The 17,768-nt window shown below is 50.0% G+C and carries 15 protein-coding genes; all 15 read right to left on the bottom strand.

What is annotated here, in order from left to right:
• Positions 1-203: 203 nt before the first annotated feature.
• The 15 genes from trpB to BLQ36_RS04290 all read right to left on the bottom strand — a co-directional run bounded on the left by trpB (position 204) and on the right by BLQ36_RS04290 (position 17,753).
• The gene (gene trpB, locus BLQ36_RS04360) at positions 204-1,424 is read right to left on the bottom strand and encodes a tryptophan synthase subunit beta (protein WP_074514146.1); all 1,221 of its coding nucleotides are present in this window, start codon (positions 1,422-1,424) and stop codon (positions 204-206) included.
• Between the two features lie 88 nt (positions 1,425-1,512).
• Positions 1,513-2,403, bottom strand: coding sequence for a TPM domain-containing protein (locus BLQ36_RS13385; RefSeq protein WP_074514145.1), 891 nt, complete (start codon positions 2,401-2,403; stop codon positions 1,513-1,515).
• Positions 2,404-2,501: 98 nt separating this feature from the next.
• Entirely contained in the window at positions 2,502-3,422 is a 921-nt protein-coding gene (secF, locus tag BLQ36_RS04350; protein ID WP_074514144.1) for a protein translocase subunit SecF, read from the bottom strand.
• Positions 3,415-4,650 (bottom strand): protein translocase subunit SecD, encoded by a 1,236-nt coding sequence (gene secD / locus BLQ36_RS04345; RefSeq protein WP_180364831.1) that lies wholly within the window; start codon positions 4,648-4,650, stop codon positions 3,415-3,417. Before secD ends, secF begins: the two co-directional genes overlap by 8 nt.
• An 88-nt stretch (positions 4,651-4,738) precedes the next feature.
• Complete coding sequence (locus BLQ36_RS04340) at positions 4,739-5,092, bottom strand: hypothetical protein (protein ID WP_074514143.1); 354 nt, start codon at positions 5,090-5,092, stop codon at positions 4,739-4,741.
• An 18-nt stretch (positions 5,093-5,110) separates the two neighbouring features.
• On the bottom strand, positions 5,111-5,821 hold the full coding sequence (locus tag BLQ36_RS04335) for a PP2C family protein-serine/threonine phosphatase (protein ID WP_033171158.1): 711 nt from the start codon (positions 5,819-5,821) through the stop codon (positions 5,111-5,113).
• Positions 5,822-5,835: 14 nt separating this feature from the next.
• Entirely contained in the window at positions 5,836-6,423 is a 588-nt protein-coding gene (locus BLQ36_RS04330; protein ID WP_074514142.1) for a 5-formyltetrahydrofolate cyclo-ligase, read from the bottom strand.
• Between the two features lie 2 nt (positions 6,424-6,425).
• The gene (gene yajC, locus BLQ36_RS04325; RefSeq protein ID WP_033171160.1) at positions 6,426-6,713 is read right to left on the bottom strand and encodes a preprotein translocase subunit YajC; all 288 of its coding nucleotides are present in this window, start codon (positions 6,711-6,713) and stop codon (positions 6,426-6,428) included.
• Between the two features lie 23 nt (positions 6,714-6,736).
• Positions 6,737-7,855, bottom strand: a complete 1,119-nt coding sequence (tgt, locus tag BLQ36_RS04320; protein ID WP_074514141.1) for a tRNA guanosine(34) transglycosylase Tgt — start codon at positions 7,853-7,855, stop codon at positions 6,737-6,739.
• Between the two features lie 167 nt (positions 7,856-8,022).
• On the bottom strand, positions 8,023-9,387 hold the full coding sequence (locus BLQ36_RS04315) for a diguanylate cyclase (protein ID WP_074514140.1): 1,365 nt from the start codon (positions 9,385-9,387) through the stop codon (positions 8,023-8,025).
• A 25-nt stretch (positions 9,388-9,412) separates the two neighbouring features.
• Complete coding sequence (locus BLQ36_RS04310; RefSeq protein WP_074514139.1) at positions 9,413-12,214, bottom strand: ATP-binding protein; 2,802 nt, start codon at positions 12,212-12,214, stop codon at positions 9,413-9,415.
• Positions 12,215-12,234: 20 nt separating this feature from the next.
• The gene (locus BLQ36_RS13380) at positions 12,235-14,484 is read right to left on the bottom strand and encodes an amino acid carrier protein (RefSeq protein ID WP_074514138.1); all 2,250 of its coding nucleotides are present in this window, start codon (positions 14,482-14,484) and stop codon (positions 12,235-12,237) included.
• 30 nt (positions 14,485-14,514) lie between these two features.
• Complete coding sequence (locus tag BLQ36_RS04300; RefSeq protein WP_074514137.1) at positions 14,515-15,468, bottom strand: response regulator; 954 nt, start codon at positions 15,466-15,468, stop codon at positions 14,515-14,517.
• Positions 15,469-15,689: 221 nt separating this feature from the next.
• The gene (locus BLQ36_RS04295; RefSeq protein WP_074514136.1) at positions 15,690-16,721 is read right to left on the bottom strand and encodes a hypothetical protein; all 1,032 of its coding nucleotides are present in this window, start codon (positions 16,719-16,721) and stop codon (positions 15,690-15,692) included.
• Positions 16,722-16,901: 180 nt separating this feature from the next.
• Positions 16,902-17,753, bottom strand: coding sequence for a shikimate dehydrogenase (locus BLQ36_RS04290; RefSeq protein WP_074514135.1), 852 nt, complete (start codon positions 17,751-17,753; stop codon positions 16,902-16,904).
• Positions 17,754-17,768 lie beyond the last annotated feature (15 nt).

The raw sequence follows: 17,768 nt of genomic DNA, 5'->3' as shown, positions 1-17,768 counted from the left end.
AGAGCTTTAACGAAAGCCTGTACATAATATAGCACACTTGATAATCATTTTCAATAGTAAAATAATATTTTTTTACAAAAAGAGTCCTCAGGCTAATACACAAAAACCTGAGGACTCTATCACGTATATATAACGCTCTCCTAGTTATAGTTTATCATGGAACCTTATCCTTGTTCAAGCTAATTTGTACAATCCCGGTGGATTTAAAAGTCCCGATGGTCTTCCCCCAAACCATAATGCTCGATGACATAATCCAGATCCTTATCGCCACGGCCACTGAGGTTGACCAGAATAGACCCCGTCTTCATCTCCTTGGCCCGGCGCATTGCATAGGCTACGGCGTGGGCACTTTCAAGGGCGGGAATAATTCCTTCGTAGCGGGAAAGTTTGAAGAAAGCATCGATTGCCTCCTCGTCGGTAACCGAATCGTATTTCACCCGACCTTCCTCCTTCAGCAGTGCATGCTCGGGTCCCACCGAAGGATAATCCAAGCCACTAGCCACCGAATAAACTGGCGCCGGTTCGCCATGTTCATCCTTTAGCATAATGCTATCAAAACCATGCATAACGCCCTCCGAGCCATACGTCATGGACGCCGCATGATCTCCCATTTTGCTGCCGCGCCCTAAGGGTTCTACCCCCACAATCTCCACCGGATCATTTAAGAAGGGCACGAACATACCAATGGAATTGCTGCCGCCACCTACGCAGGCGGTTACCACATCGGGTAAAAATCCCATCATCTCCTGGAACTGCTCTCTGGCCTCAATGCCCACGATAGTCTGGAAATCCCGAACCATCAACGGGAAGGGATGGGGGCCCACCGCCGAACCGATGCAATAAATGGTGTCTTGATAGTTTTCCAAATAGTCAGCAAAGGCGGCGTCGACAGCTTCCTTCAGCGTTTTAAGACCATGGGTTACCGGCACAACATTTGCTCCTAGAATCTTCATCCGGGCCACATTGGGGGCCTGCTTGGCAATATCCACTTCCCCCATATAAATCGTACATTCCAGGCCGAAAAAAGCCGCCGCCGTGGCTAAAGCCACCCCGTGCTGGCCAGCTCCCGTTTCGGCAATGATGCGTTTTTTCCCCATGAACTTTGCCAGCAGCCCTTCCCCCATACAATGATTGAGCTTATGGGCTCCGGTATGGTTGAGATCTTCTCGTTTTAAATAAATTTGGCAATTCCCCAGTTTGCGGGAAAGCCGCTCGCAATGATAAACCGGCGTCGGCCTACCTTGGAACTCCTTGCGGATTCTTCGCAACTCATTGACGAACTGGGAAGAATGACAGATGGTCATATAAGCCTGGGTGATTTCTTCAAAGGCCGGGATGAGCTTTTCCGGCAAATACGCTCCACCAAACTTGCCAAAACGCCCTTCCTCATTCGGATATTGTTTCAAGTATGTCGAAAAATCCATAAGAACCTCCTCAAAATACAAAAAAACTATACAGAGAGAAGTTCGCGCTATTTCCCAAAAATCCTGCTCTTTCAAGTAAAATTATCGCTTACCAGCCACCGAAAGCGCCACCACCACCAGAACTTCCGCCGCCAAAGCCACCAGAATTTCCAAAACCGCCTCCATCAATTCTTGAACCACCATAGCAGTTGTCCCGCGAAGTCATTTGCCGAAAAAAATGAACCTCCTTCCAATGAAAGGACGGAGCGCCTCCACACCAAATCGGAACAACATACAAAAAGGCATTAACGATAATTGAGCATAACGTAGCAAGTAACGATAACAGCCAATCCATAATCTTAGCCCAAAAACAAACCACCGACAACAACAGAACCATCACACCAACAGTACCGATTCCACCGATCAGTTTTTCGTGTCTAGTATGCTTATCCGACTTCAGCAAATCCTCCGGCATGTTTTCCCCATACGCCGTATATATCGCCTGAGCCAACCTCTGATAGGCATAGCAGATACCTTGCGAATAGTTTCCCTCGCGAAAATCAGGTACCAACCCTGCGAGTATTTGCTGTGCCTCCTCGTCGGTAATCGCATCCTCCAGCCCATAACCGACCTCAATTCGAAACTTGCGATCTTCTTTTGCTATGAGAAGCAATACACCATTATTCTTTTCCGCATCGCCTATGCCCCAGGAACAAAACAATCGGTTCGCATAAGGCTCTATTGCCTCTCCTTCTAGAGAATTCACAGTTACCACTACCAATTGCGCGCCAAAGCTCCTATCTAACTCTTCCCCAAGCGCAAGGATTCTTTCTCTATCTTCCGCCTGCATCAACTGTGCGTTATCCAGCACATATATATCCGTCGTCGGCGGCGCAGGAACTGCCGCTGCTGCCCAATGCGAAACAAGCAGCATGATGAGCAGCAAACCACCTCCTACTTGCAATAACCACCTTTTTCCTACACTTGTATATTCTTTCATAATCCATCACCACTTGCTATTATGTGCGCGTTGGTTTAAAAACAAGTTAATTCTCCATAAAAAAAGCCCTCCCTGCCGGGAAGGCTTCTGTTGCTGTCTTATTCCGTTACAGCTTTTACTTTATGTTTTTTCTCGCCCCAGTTGCGAAAGACAATCCACAGCGGGCTGGCGATGAAGATGGACGAATAGCAGCCGCAGCCAAAGCCGACGAGCAGGGCGAAGGCGAAGTCCTTCGTCGTGTCGCCGCCGAAGAAGTAGAGGGCAAACGTCGTGAACATAACCGTGAAGACCGTGTACAGCGAACGCGTCAGCGTTTGGAAAATCGACGTATTGACGAGCGTATCGATGTTGCCACCACGGCGGAAGTGCAGCTTGAGGTTCTCGCGAATGCGGTCGAAGATAACGATGGTATCGTTGATCGAGTAACCAACGACCGTCAGGAGAGCCGCGATAAACGACGAGTCAATCTGACGCTGCGTAAACGAGAATACTGCCAGCACGATGAGAATATCGTGAATCAATGCAAGGACAGCCGCAACGCCAAAGCGCCATTCGAAACGATAAGCAACGTAGAGAATAATAAGGCCCCAAGAAACGACCAGCGCCAATACCGCATTGGTGATGAGCTCACCGCCAATCGTAGCACCGACTTTCTCCTCGCGCAGAACCTGATAGTCTGCCACATCGGATTTGAGCGTTGCCATAACATCCTTACGCTGGTCTTCCTCAAGGTCCACCGTGCGAATCATGACGTTCTCACCCACGGTTGCATCCGTTGCAGCCCCATTCTCGCCCGACAGCTGAATCGTCGAGCCTTCGAGATTGTATTTGGCCAGGCTCGAGCGAACCTCAGCAATCGTTACCGGCTTTTCGAATTTGAGGTCGATAATCGTACCGCCCGTGAAGTCGATACCGAAGTTAAAGCCGCGGATGCACATGCAGGCAATACCTGCGGCAATGATGATAGCTGAAAGGAGAAAGAAAATATTTCTATGTCCTGCTAGATTGAGTTTATTCATGTTTCAGGTCCTCCTTCTTCCAAAGCATATAGCCATTGGCGCCATAAGCGCTCGGGGACTCTGCAATTTTCGAGTTAATCATGAGTTTCAGCATGTACTGGGACAAGGTGATAGCCGTAAACATGGACAGAATCGTACCAAGTCCCAGCGTGATGGCAAAACCGCGAATCGTACCCGTGCCCAGGAAAAACAGGACACCAGCGGCGATAATCGTGGTGATGTTCGAGTCAAAAATCGTCGTAAAGGCACGCTTGAAGCCTGCATCCATCGACAGGCGCAGCGTCTTACCCTGAATCTGATACTCCTCTTTGAAGTGCTCAAAAATCAGGACGTTCGCATCGACGGCCATACCAATCGACAGGATGATACCGGCGACACCAGGAAGTGTCAGCGTCGCATCGAGGAGATACAGGAGGCCCAGCAGCATGATGGTGTAAGCCATCAGGGCCACGTCAGCAATAAAGCCCGACAAACGATAGAACAGAATCATGAATACGAGGACCGCGCCAATACCGACAGCAAAGGCAAAGGTAGACTTATCCTTGGAATCCTTGCCTAAGGACGGACCAACGGTGCGGGTCTCAATGATGTTGACTTTGACCGGCAGAGCACCGCTTCTGAGGACAACCGCCAGCTGCTGTGCTTCTTCCAGCGTCTTCTGGCCGGAGATTTCCGCCTTGCCGCCCAAAATCGGCTCACGGACATTCGGTGCCGTCAGCACTTCACCATCCAGCAGGATGGCAATGGTGCGGCCGACATTTTTCGTGGTAAGATCCGCAAATTTCTTGGCACCTTCATCAGAGAACTCCAGGTTGACCACATGCTGGCCATTCTGCTGATTCGTAGCCGCCTGGGCATCTTTAAGATCCGTACCCGTAAGCACCGTATTGCCCTCTTCGTCTTTGAATTCCAGCATAGCCGTCTTACCAATGGTCTTGATGGCGGCATCCGGATCTTTGACGCCCGGCAGCTCGATGATAACGCGGCGTTCACCCTCGCGCTGGATAATCGGCTCGGTAAGACCTAACGCGTTGACACGCTTTTCCATAATGGTGACAACGCGGTTCATGGCGTCATCGTTGACCTTTGCAATGTCTGTGTCCTCTGCCTCGAGTACGACATGGGTGCCGCCCTGCAGGTCAAGGCCCTGGCGAATCGAAAATGCCAGGGGTTTGACGAAAGCGACAAAAATGCCGATGATAGCAACAACGCAGACAATCAGTTTGATGAGATTGTCTTTTCTCAACGGATTCAACCCTTTCTTGTGGGAGCCTCGCTCCCAGATTTACTTTTTATGTAAAAGCAGACGTGGTAAATCACGCGGACTTACCCGCTTCCTTTTGTTTGATAAAGGCAATGACTTTTTCCCGGACTTCGTCAGCGTTATACTGGTCCGTCTGGATATAGAGATCTGCATGAGCCCTGGCATCTGCCAGTTTTTTATGCTGGGATACCAAGCGGTTCTCATCCCAATACACCTTTCGGCGCTTGTGGATGGCCGGCATGGTGGCATCGATCATGACCAACATGTCAGGATTCTTTTTGGCCCAGAAATCATGCACACAGGAGTGTTCCTGTGCAACATTATACGCATCATAGCCTGCGGCTCTAAGTCCCGCAACGAGCGTTGTCTTGCCCGAAGCGCAAACACCAACAATTGCAATTCTCATAAAGCATTTGCCCCCTTGTCAATAGGGATATGTGACCTCAATCTGCTCAATACGGGGCGGATTGGACGAACCTTCCGTAACCCCCATGACCAGAACAGTCATATCATCCGAAGCTTTATCCGCATCCAATGTCAAAGCATAATCCATAATGCTCTTCGCGATAAATTGTGCATCCTCCGCCTTGTTTTTGCGGATGATTTCCATGATTTTCCCAAAGTCCGCGCCATGTCCATTCCGCTTTCTGCCTGCATGGTCGATGCCATCGGTATACGATACGATAAGCATCCCCGCCTCCAGTGGAATCTCATACATCAGCGGCTTCATATGGCGGTTGACACCAATCGGCTCCACCGACTCATCGTAAACCGATTCATATTCCTCAGTCTTCACGATGACCGGACAATTGGAGTTGCGGCTGATAACCGCCGTCTCAGTATCCAAATCTGCGCTGACTACCGTCAGCGTACAGGATACTTTTTTGTCCTTCATGGCATAAAGATAGTCATGAACGGCACGGGCTACGGCTCCATCCCGAGCACCATCTGAAATCAGCTGTACTGCCTTATTGACTACCCAGCTGCTGGTATGATGCGCCGAAAGACCATGCCCCTGTCCATCGGCAATGATTGCCGAAATACCACCGTGCGGGCGCTCCGCAATATCACAGCAATCGCCACACACTTCATTTGCATATTTGGCCGTCTTTGCCAGACCAATCTTGATTTCCATAACAACCACTCACTTTACTTTACGGCAAAGGCCTCGTTCTCCGTAATGATGTACTGCACAGCCACATCATGAGGCTCCATCGGAACTTTTTTCACCAGCTGGCAGGAAAAAGCCATGGCACAACGATACCCCTGTGGTGCTTTTTCGGTCATAAAACGGTCATAGAACCCCGCCCCTAGGCCAAGGCGTCCTCCCTCACGGTCAAACGCTGCTCCGGGAACAAGTATCAAATCGATTTCTTCGGCAGGAACAATTTTTCGTTTGGCCGGATCAACGGTCAAAATACTGTAGTCCCCCGCCACCAGGTCATCCAGCGAAGAAAACGACACCGCCTCCATTGTCCCTTTTCCCGTGATGAGCGGCAGACAAACCGTCTTTCCATCCATCAATGCCTGTCTCATCAGTCCGTATAACTGAACCTCCTCAGGCATCGAGGCATAAAGGAACACCGTATGGGCCGACCGATATACCGGCAACTGGCAAACGGCATCCAGCATTTTACTGCTGGCCGTGGCGCGATAGGAGTCCGTCAAAGCCTTGCGGGCAGTTGTAACACGTTTCCGCAAGACCTTCTTTGCCTCTTTTACCGGCTCCCTCTCCATCGTCAGGCTGACTTCTCCTGCGTAAGATTCGAATTGATTGAAGAGCGAGCCACCTCAATGACCGTATTCTCCGCAATCTTGAGCTTTACTTTCGTATCATCAAGGTCTACAATCGTCCCATAAATGCCGCCAATCGTCATGACCTTATTATTCTTTTCCAAGCTGTCCAGCATGCTCATGCGGCGCTTCTGGGCATTCTTCTGCGGACGATACAGCAAAAAATAGAAGATTGCAATCATGACGACGATAGGCCCCCAAGTAGCAAGGCCAGCTGCCATTTCCGGATTCATAAAAATCCACTCCTTCAGTTCAATTACTTTTTGTTATAGTTATTCAAGAAGTCCGTACGGAACTCCGTGAACTTCCCATCGATGATGGACTGGCGCATACGTCGCACAAACTCTTCCAGGAAGTAGAGGTTATGTAGCGACAAAAGACGCAGGCCGAAAATCTCGCCCGCACGCACCAGATGACGGATATACGCACGCGTATAGCCATTGCGGCACGCATAGCAGCCGCAGCCCTCTTCCATGACATTGTGGTCGTGAGTGAACTGGGCATTCTTCATGACGAGGCGTCCCGTCCAGGTCATCGCCATGCCATTGCGGGCAACGCGCGTCGGATAGACGCAGTCGAACATATCGATGCCGCGCATGACACCCTCGACGAGATGGTCCGGCGTGCCGACGCCCATGAGATAACGCGGCTTGTTCTCCGGCAGCAGCGACGTCGAATAGTCAAGCATCTCATACATGAGCTCCGGCGGCTCACCAACGGAGAGACCACCGACTGCATAGCCAGGGAAGTCCATGTCAACGAGCGCCTGCGCATGCCATTTGCGCAGGTCTTTATACATGCCGCCCTGCACGATGCCGAATAGGCCCTGGTTCGGAGCCGTCATCGTCTTCTTGCAGCGCTCTGCCCAGCGCAGGGTGCGCTCACTCGACTTCAAGGCATAGGTGTGGTCCGCCGGATACGGCACGCATTCGTCAAAAGCCATGACGATATCCGAGCCCAGGCACATCTGCACCTGCATCGATACTTCCGGCGACAGGAATTTCTTTGACCCGTCAATATGCGAGCGGAAGGTTACGCCCTCCTCGGTAATCTTGCGCAAATCGCCAAGCGAGAACACCTGGAACCCGCCGCTGTCAGTCAGGATAGCACGATCCCAATGCATGAACTTATGCAGGCCGCCAGCCTCTTTAATAAGCTCCATGCCTGGGCGTAAGAATAAGTGATATGTATTCGACAAGATGATACCAGCACCAAGGTCCTTGAGCTCATCAGGGCTTACACCCTTTACCGTTGCCTGGGTACCCACCGGCATAAAGATTGGAGTAGGAAAACTTCCATGCGGCGTGTGGATGATGCCCGCACGCGCCCCCGTCTTTTCATCCTTGCGAATCAATTCATAGGTAATCGCTGTCAAACAAAAACCCCCAATAGTTTTATTAATAACGATACTTGTCCAATAGAATTTCTACTCCCATTGAACCCACATAACATTCATTTTACCATAAAAAACAAAAATTGGCACGGGCCTTTTACCCGTGCCATCAGAGAAACTACGATAAAAGATTCCCAAACCAAGGCACTTCACTTATCATAATTTTCCTTCTCATAAACCACAAACTCCGTAAGATGCTCAATCCGTATCCCCGTATGATGTTCCCCAGCCGTCCATACTTCCATGATACGACGGAACACGATTGCAAAATCCTCCTCCGAAACATTCTGCAGAATCACAAAGAACTGGTTGGGTTTATACCGAAGAATCATATCACTTTTTCGCAAGGTGTCCTGCAGGCAAAGTCCAAACTTATCGGCAGCTTCCAATAGACTATACGAACGTTCCCCCCCTGTATCTTTCTCAGATAGGATAAATATCAACTTGACAATCATGCCACCGTATCTCTTGTAGAATTGCCGGATAAACCGGTAAAACATCGCAAATTGTTCCAAATTCAGCAACAAGGCTCCCCCACGGCTATGCCAACCTTCAACGATCTGCGTGATATGCGCAAACTCCTTTTTGATATCGTTATCGCAGGATAGATCATTTTCTCCATCCTGCCCATATATCCGGCAGCCGTTTTTGCCACTTTGCTTGACCCGGTAAAGGGCACTATCCGCTAAGGGGAATAACATCTCATAATTCCGCCCCTGTTCCGGAACCAACGCAGCACCTATGGAAATGCTCAGCGGAATAACAAAACCTGTTCCCGCCAACCGGACGGCCTCCTTAAGCAGCTGATCATTCAGCCGGTGGTGCAAGCTGGCCAGCGCACTTTCTTCGTTCATATTACCAAAAAAGCCCATGAACTCGTCTCCGCCAATTCTTACCATGACATCCTCCGCCCGGATGTTGCGCTTGATCACATTGGCAAAGGCCATTAAAAATTTATCCCCCATGCTATGGCCATAAATATCGTTGACCTGCTTAAAATTGTCGAGATCCAAAATCATCAACATGCCCGCCCGTTCTTCGCAAAGTTTTGTCAGTTTGACCGTCCCTGCGGCTTTATTCAAAAACCCTGTCAGCTTGTCAACGGCTGCCTCTTCTTTCAGATTCTCGATATCCTTGGTATGCTTGACTGCATTCAGAATGCGCTTTACCAGGATTCCTTTGTGAACAGGTTTGCGAATAAAATCAGAAGCACCTTGCTCCAAGCTGCGCCGTTCTGCCTCGCTGTTTTCCATTCCGCTCAAAAAAATGATTGGAGTGGGTTCTCGTCCCGTTTCCTCTTCTATTCGCCGCAACTCCTGATAGGTTTCAAATCCATCCATTTCCGGCATCTGAATATCGAGCAGGACAAGATCCGGCGCGTTTTTCGTCATGAATTTCAACAGATCCTGCCCAGAGCGCAGACAGCTGACACGCATATCCTGCTCACGCAGGATATTTTTGACATGTGTCAGCGCCATTGCATCGTCATCCACTACTACAATCCAATATCCCATAGCTATCACCTATCTTCTTCCCGTCTTATTGCTCGTCAAGCAACGTCACAATGGTATCATAATCATAATGCGCAGCAGCCTGTCTAAGTTTCTGATAGAGCTCTTCCTCCTTCGCTGGAATGCAATACGCCTCCATTTCCGTAAAAATATCTTCCAGGCGGTCGCAGTCCATTTCCTCTGCCGCCGCCCGCAATTCTTCGTAAACACTTTCCATCAGCTCTTTATCTGCCTCTGGCTTTTCCGCCTCCAGCGCAGACTGCCCAGTGCCAAAGACCGCCGCGAGCTGCACCTTGAAGCCCCGATACGTCTCGAGGAAATCCTCATGATGCGCCCGGATATAGTCCATATTCCCAGCCTTGCCCGCATTTTCCAGCATCTGTGCTTCTTCGCCAAAATCCTTGGCACCAATAATCCTTGCCGAGCTCTTGAGGGCATGCACCTTGATGGTATAGTCGTTTAGATTGCGTTCGGCATAGAAGCCCTCGATGTCCGCAGCCATTTCCTCAATGGAATCATAGAAAATCTTCAAAAGCGGCAAATAACCTTCCACAGAACCACTATTTTTTATACCAAGTGCCAGATCCAACCAAGCCAGTCCCTTGAGAGGTTCCAAATTTTCCGGTATCGCCAGATTTTCCTGCTGCACGGCCGCTTCTGCCCCTGCCGCCTGGATTTTCCCTTCTGGCAGATAATCAAGCAGCATCTCTTCTAAGCGGCCTGCATCAATGGGCTTGGTCAGATAGTCATCAAAGCCAGTCGCGATATACTGCTCTCTTGCCCCAGAAATCGCATTAGCAGTCAAACAGATTACCGGCGTATCCGCATTGGGTCCAGCTTGCTGCGCCTTCAGCTCGTGCAGCGTCTCAATACCATCCTTATGCGGCATCATATGGTCAAGGAAAATTATGTCGTATTTCTTCGCTTGAGCCAGCAGCAGCCCTTCATCGCCACTGCCCGCTGTATCGACCTTGATTTTCGTCTTCTTGATAAGACTTTTGAACACGGTCAGATTCATCGGATTGTCATCCACCATCAGAACCGCAGCCTCGGGTGCCGTGAATTTCTCCTGATATTTCTTATGGCCTTTGAGCAGTGCCTGATACGCGGCTTTGTAGTCGCCCAACGGCTCCCACTTGACCACGCGCTGCCGCAGCTTGAAGGAAAACGTCGAGCCCACACCATACGTGCTTTCCACTTCCAGGACAGACCCCATCTTTTCCAGCAGGTTCAGTGTGATGGCCAGGCCAAGCCCTGTGCCTTCTATGTTGCGGTTGCGCCTTTCTTCAATACGCTCGAACTTGGAAAACAACTTCTCCCTATCCTCCGGCTTGATACCAATGCCAGTATCCTTGACAGCCACCACCAACAGCACGCTGTCCGGCTCAGCTGCAATACGCTCGAACCCCACCGTAAGCGTCACGCTGCCTTTTTCCGTATATTTTACCGCATTGGTCAGGATATTCGTAATGACCTGTTTGACGCGGACCTCATCGCCAAAGAGGCATTTTGGCGTTTCCTGATCGAAATCCACCACAAGAGTAAGTCCCTTGGCGTCAGCGCGGGTATGGACCATATTCACCAAATCGTTAAGCATGGAAGAAAGATCATACTCGACCGGGATGATTTCCAGCTTTCCCGCCTCGATCTTGGAAAAATCAAGGATATCGTTGATAAGCCCCAGCAAAGTATTGCCCGCTGTACGGATATTTTCCGAATACTCGATAACATTCGGTTCACTGCTCTCACGCAGGATCATCTCGTTCATTCCGAGCACCGCATTGATCGGCGTGCGTATCTCGTGCGACATATTCGACAGGAACGCCGACTTGGCTTCGTTGGCAGCGGCCGCATTTTCCGCTTTCTGGTTATACTCCTGGGCCAGGCGGGCCTTCTGCTCATAATGGGTCATGATAAACAACAAGATAGAAACGACCAGTAGCAGCACGAAAATCGTCAAGACCAAGGTTCTCCTAAGCTGTGCAAAGGTGGCTGTCGCATCAAACACAGACAGGCAGCGCCAGCTGTTTGCCACCGGCATCGTATAAACGATATACTCCGCATCGCCATACCGGAAGGAAAAATATCTTTCCTCCGAGGAACGCAGCTTATCGACCAGTGCCCGGCCAAACGTGCCTTCCTCGGTAAGATAGCTTTTCCCCACTTCCCCACGGTCAGAATGGGCTACCACCTGATACTTGCGGTCCATGACGATTTCAATATCCGAATCGCCATTAACCGCCAGTTCCTCCGTCATATTCTGCAGATACCCCAGCGAAAAATCCATCGCCGCCACGCTTTTCACATCACAAAGCGACTTGGCCAGCGTAATCATCATCGTATTGGTTTTCGCATCAAGATAAGGGTCAACGACAGCAACCTCCCCGATGTTTGCCATCGCACCGCCATACCAGGGCCGTTTTTGCGGGACATAACCATCATAGGGAATCCAGCCGGTCCCATCGAGGAAAACATCCTCTACGACAGCATATATCCCCTCCGAATTTCCCTTGGTGATATGCTCGGTAGCAGCCGACTGGTTCCGCAGGAACTCAAGCATCTCCTCATGCGAGCGCCCCTTGCGGATCATATCATCCAAGGTGTAAGATGCCACATTTATGATATCCACACCTGTGGAAAGATACTCATTGATCTGATTAGCTGATTTTGTGGCAATAACCTCCCGTTCGGCGATAATATTCTGTTTCATCTCCGCCTGAAGCATCGTGTAATAAGCCATGATCACTGCCAGGAAAAACAAGAGGATAATCGTTGTCACATCTACTCGTTTCAGGACAGAATCGGCTTTTTTCTTTTTTTTTTCATCCATATTCTTCCTCCTGACAGAGCCTAACGAACAATCATAATATCGCTTTCAAACCACTTTTGGGATATTTTCCCCAAAGTTCCATCTGCTTTCATTTCACTGAGGATTTTTTGCACTTCGTTGCGCAGCTCCTTGTCCTCCGCGCGGAAACCTATGGCCAGATCCTCGTCACTAAGGCTTTCCGGAAGAATAAAATAACGCTCCTTGTTCGAACGGATAAAATAAAACGCAGCCAGGGAATCCACTAATCCCACATCGAGTTTTTTCTCCCTCACCTGTCGGAGAACTGATATATTATCCTCCAACGGAACGACTGTAACATCCTCGTATAAATCCGACGCCTGAAGCGCATCAAAGGTAGTGGAACCGGCCTGCACTCCCAAAACCTTTCCCTTGAGGTCACGCATCCACATAATGCGGCTATCGCCACGGACGACAAAGACCAGATTATCGTTGACATATGCTTCCGACAGACACATGTTCTCCAGCGGCTGCAACGGCACAGACATGCTGGCGATACAGTCTATCCTGCGTTCAGCCAGCTCCGCATCCTTGTCTTTCCAGGTGATGGGCTGCATCACACATGCAACGCCCATCCGAGAACAAATCTCACGGGCCAGATCAATATCAAAACCGACTAGTTCACCGTCAGCGTTCATATAACTCATCGGCGGGAAGCAGTCATCGACACCAAAGACAAACTTTCCACTATCCATTACCATTTGCAGGGATACATCCTGCTTATGGAGGGGCTCCTGCCCTCCGCCCCTCCAGGCAACTATGGCCAATGGCAGCAGGACTGCGCAGGCAGCCATCACCAGCCTGCCCCGCCACTCCTTGACGCATAGCTTTCCTGCCGGCATATCCTCTACCGTTTGCCCATCATAATCCTCGACAATGCGCCGTAGCGTCAGGGAAAGCAGCAATAATCCAATCAGATTTGGTAATGCCATAAGGCCGTTGAGTGTATCCGAAATATTCCATATATTATTCAAGAATTCATAGCCAGGAGCGTCAAATAACTGCAGGCCCGAAGCACCAAAGATTATCATCACCAGCAGCAATAGTTTTATAACCGACTCGAACCGTATGCCCAAAAGATACGTCACGGCCGTCTCTGCATACCAATACCATCCGAGTATCGTCGTGACCGCAAAAAGTATCATGCCAATGGAAAGCAGATACTTGCCGGCCGTTCCCAGCGCAAGTTCAAAAGACCGCAGCGCCAGCTGCGCGCCGGTAAGTTCCGGTGCATACGTCATCGTCCCAGTCACGAGAATGACCAGACCCGTAATGGTGCAGATTACGAAAGTATCCACAAACACTTCCACAATACCGTAGAACCCCATCTGAACCGGATGAGTATTATTTGCCGTGACATAAGCCATTGGAGCAGACCCCATCCCGGCTTCATTAGAAAAGGCACCGCGTGCTACGCCGCGCTGGATGGCTTCCATCACGCACCAGCCTGCCACGCCTCCCGCCATGACGGATGGGTCCGGATGAAAAGCCAGCTGGAACGCATTAGCGACCACCGCAGGTATTTGCGCTATATGACCTGCCAGTATGATACCGGCACTTACCATATAGAAAACGATCATGAACGGAACAACAAGCACGACCACCCGGGAAAGACTCGTAAGGCCGCCAATGATGACCAACCCTACCGCCACTGCTATCATGATGCCGCTATACAGATGATCCACATCCCAGCCCATGAATAGCACTTCTGCTACGGAATTTGCCTGAACTGCCGCCCCCATCCCCCAGGAAGCCATGAGGACAAACAAAGCAAACAGGACGGCCAGCAGCTTTCCTATCGGTTTCCATATACCGCCCCATGCCCCGAGCCCGTACTCCAAGACATACATCGGCCCGCCACGCCAGTCGCCATGCTCGTCCTCTTTACGGAAATGGACAGCCAGCGTGACCTCAGCAAACTTCGTGCACATGCCAAAGAACGCCGAAATGAGCATCCATACCAGCGCCCCAGGACCTCCCAGATGAAGCGCCGTTGCTACGCCGGCGACGTTGCCCGTCCCCACCGTCGCAGCCAGCGCGGTAGCCATTGCCGCAAAAGCAGGAATGCCCTTATCCTTTTCACGTTTCTTCCGGAACCGTACCACTTCCGCTAATGCCGGAAAAAAATAGCGAATCTGTGGCAGTTTAAGCAGAATGGACAGATAAATCCCTGTCCCGACCAGCAGGGTAAGCCCCGGAGGTCCCCAGACAAAGTTATTTACCACACCATTGATTTGCATAATGGTTTCCATAAAGTCCCCAGTCTCCCTCCATCAGCGCGCTCAGAGCTTTGTCTGCAAATAGTTCAGCAGTTTCTCTCGCGTGGTGGATTTGAGGACATAGCCATTCGGCTTGAGCTGCAAGACCCGTTCTACCTCTTCCTTCGTGCCGACTCCCGTCAGGAACACCACGGGAATCCCCCGGGTAGACTTTTCCTGCCGCAGCATCTGGAGTACCTGCGGTCCATCGACCACCGGCATAGCATAATCCAAAAGAATCAAGTCCACAGTGTTTTTGGCTAATAACGTAATCGCCTGTATCCCGGCAGTAACGATGCTTACCTGATAGACATCCTTCAACCACTCCCGCACCATTTTCGCATATGACGGATCGTCATCCACGACGAGTATATGCTTTTTGCGCTTATCCCCAGAGCGCGGCAGTATCCCTTCCGTCACCGCCAGTTCCAATTCTTCCATCTTCAACGGTCTATCGAGCCAGCCAACATGGAGCATATCAAAAATCCGGCCAGCCAAATCCTCCCGATCCCACTTATCCCCGATTACAAGGATTTCGCCTTTCATTTCATAAATCGCATTATAAATATGCTCCAGCCAATTGAATTTAAGCATGTCGTCCATAATCTTCGTCGGTAGGTAAAGGATAAATAGCTGCGATTCTCTTTCTTCATCAATCTGAGGAATCGTATCATTTTCCTGCGTGATAATGGATACTTTGCAGCCAAGCTCTTTGAGTTTCCGCTCGATTCCCTTCACCACCACACTGTATTTACACATGACAATAACGACATTTTTTCGCTTTTCCCCTTGGTATTCCTGCGCCTCCTGATCGGCCAAACCGCCTTCGGCTATCTGGGGCGTCGGTTTCTTTTCGTCCCCGCTGACTGTCTTCGGGGAGACTTTTGTATCTACACTTTCCTCGATTTTCTCCATCGTTTTGAGTTCCTGGGGTGCCTGTTTTTCTTGGTTTTCTTTGATTTCTTTGCTCTCACTCATGTTTTTCACTCCATGCAATTTTCAAGATAATCCTTCCGATATCTTCCGCATCCACTTCCCTATCGGCAAAAACCTTACCTACATCTTCCTAGTTTCTATAAATATCATGAAAATCCTGCTTGCCACAAATCGGAATCAGTACCATCCACTCATAAAAAAGCACGCACAAAAAGGGGCTATGTTCTTTCACAGCCCCTTCCATCAATTTATTCTTCCGCCTCTTACTTCCCATAAAATCGTAAGAAGTCCAGCATATTTTCATTCCATATTTTATCGCCCGGCAACTGATAGACAAAATTGCCCTGACGATCCTCGGTATAGCAGATTTCCCCCACTTCATTCAAGGAAACAAACCCTGGCCGGGAATAAGAAAAGCGCTTCGGCTCCACCGCATTTACCACACAAAGATAGTCCCACATCTTTTGACCTGTACTGCAATCCTTATTGCGATAAACTTCCTTGATGGGATGCACAGCAAAAGCGGCCAAATCCTTCATGACAGTCTCCGCTGGATACTCGATAGCTCCTCCCACAGGACTTGGAGAAAGATACACTTTTACCTCCCTTGGCCATTCACTCAAAAAGCGTCTGCTCAAAGAAAGATCATACCGCAGGTTATAGCCTGGATCTTTGCTTTCCCCCAGCTTTGTCGCCATAAAATAAAGAGAATCCACCTTACGCCTTACCAGTTCTCTGCCCGGTAAATCCGAATATTCATCCGGCCCCGATTCCAACAACTGCACCAAACTGGACACAAAACCAATGCCAATAATTTTAACAGAACGATCGTTAGCTTCAGCCAACAATTTGCGATAAAGTTTATACCCATCCAGATTATCCCGAAAATCTTTGTCCGTGCGGGCAAACATCTTGCTGCCATCAGCCATTTTCAAATCATCCAACAGGCGGTAATCGATATAGAGCCTGCTGTTTGCCACACCATGCCGTTCTACACCGATAGGGATATCCGGGAATCCATAATAAGTGTTCATGATATCCGCCAGTGCAGCAAATCCCTCACCCTGACGATCCACCACGATTCCCTTGATATCCACCTTACCGTCTCGAGCCATTTTATAAAGCAAATCCATCGCATAAAGATCATCGGTCGAGTTGCCAATATCCGTGTCAAAAATAACCGGCTGCCGATACACAGACTTGGCATCCCCACAACTTACTCCACTCACCAACAGACATATCATGAGAAAACAGGTTTGTAAACAAACATAAAAAAGATTGCGCGTAGCTTTCATAATCATTACCTCCCTCTCACGGTCGACACCATATTATGCTTTCTGCTTTCTTCGCCAAAAAAAAGCATTTCCTCCTCATCTTCCCATGCATTTCAGTGCTTTTACGGGTACAAAAAACAGCACCATCCCTAGTAGATGATGCTGTTCTTTGCTGTTATGGATTAACTATGTATTCTGTTATCACGTTGACAATGCTTCCCGCAGCCTGGCTTTCATCAGCCCGGTATCCGGCGTGACGCCTGTCCATTTGCGAAAAGCAGCCGCGCCCTGTCCGGCGAGCATGCCTTCGCCATTCAGGATGCGATGGCCATGTTCACGCGCCTCACGCAGCAAACGCGTTTCCGCAGGCGTGTAGATGATATCATAGACAAACGCATCCGCCTTGACATTTGACCAGTCAACGGGCGGCATGGCATCGGTCTGCGGCGTCATGCCCAGCGGCGTCGTATTGACCAAAAGATCCGCGGATAAAAGTTTTGCCGCAAAGTCCTCCTGTTCCCAATGGCTGGCCGTAAGCGTGCCATAGGCGCCAAACTCGCGAACCAGCGGCTGGATTTTGGCAGGATTCCGCACACCGATATGGATGGCTGTAACGCCCGCCTTGATAAGCCCCCAGATGACCGCGCGGGCCGCGCCGCCTGCGCCCAAGAGCACCGCTGTCTTTCCCCGCGGCGCAAAGCCTGCGTCCAGCAGCGCCTGGATAAAGCCCGTCACATCGGTATTATAGCCCGTCAAATGGCCATCCTCGTTGACGACCGTATTGACCGCTCCAATGATACGCGCATCCTCATCAATAGCATCCAATAGGGGCATGATAGCCGTCTTGTGCGGAATCGTGACATTCCAGCCGCGAAACTGCAACGCCTTCAAGCCCTGCACCGCTGCCGGCAAGTCCTCCGGTTTTACCGGCAATGCGGTATAAACGTAATCCAGACCTGCCTTTTCAATAGCTGCATTCTGTAAAACCGGCGAGAGCGAATGCGCTATTGGCCAGCCGATTACCGCAAGATTTTTGGTCGTTCCCGTAAGCATCACAAATCCCTCCGA

This window comes from Selenomonas sp. WCT3 (assembly GCA_900100835.1).
Lineage (GTDB): Bacteria > Bacillota > Negativicutes > Selenomonadales > Selenomonadaceae > Selenomonas_A > Selenomonas_A ruminantium_E.
The sequence above is the reverse complement of the archived record's forward strand: the minus strand, read 5'-3'. Positions and strand labels throughout refer to the sequence as shown.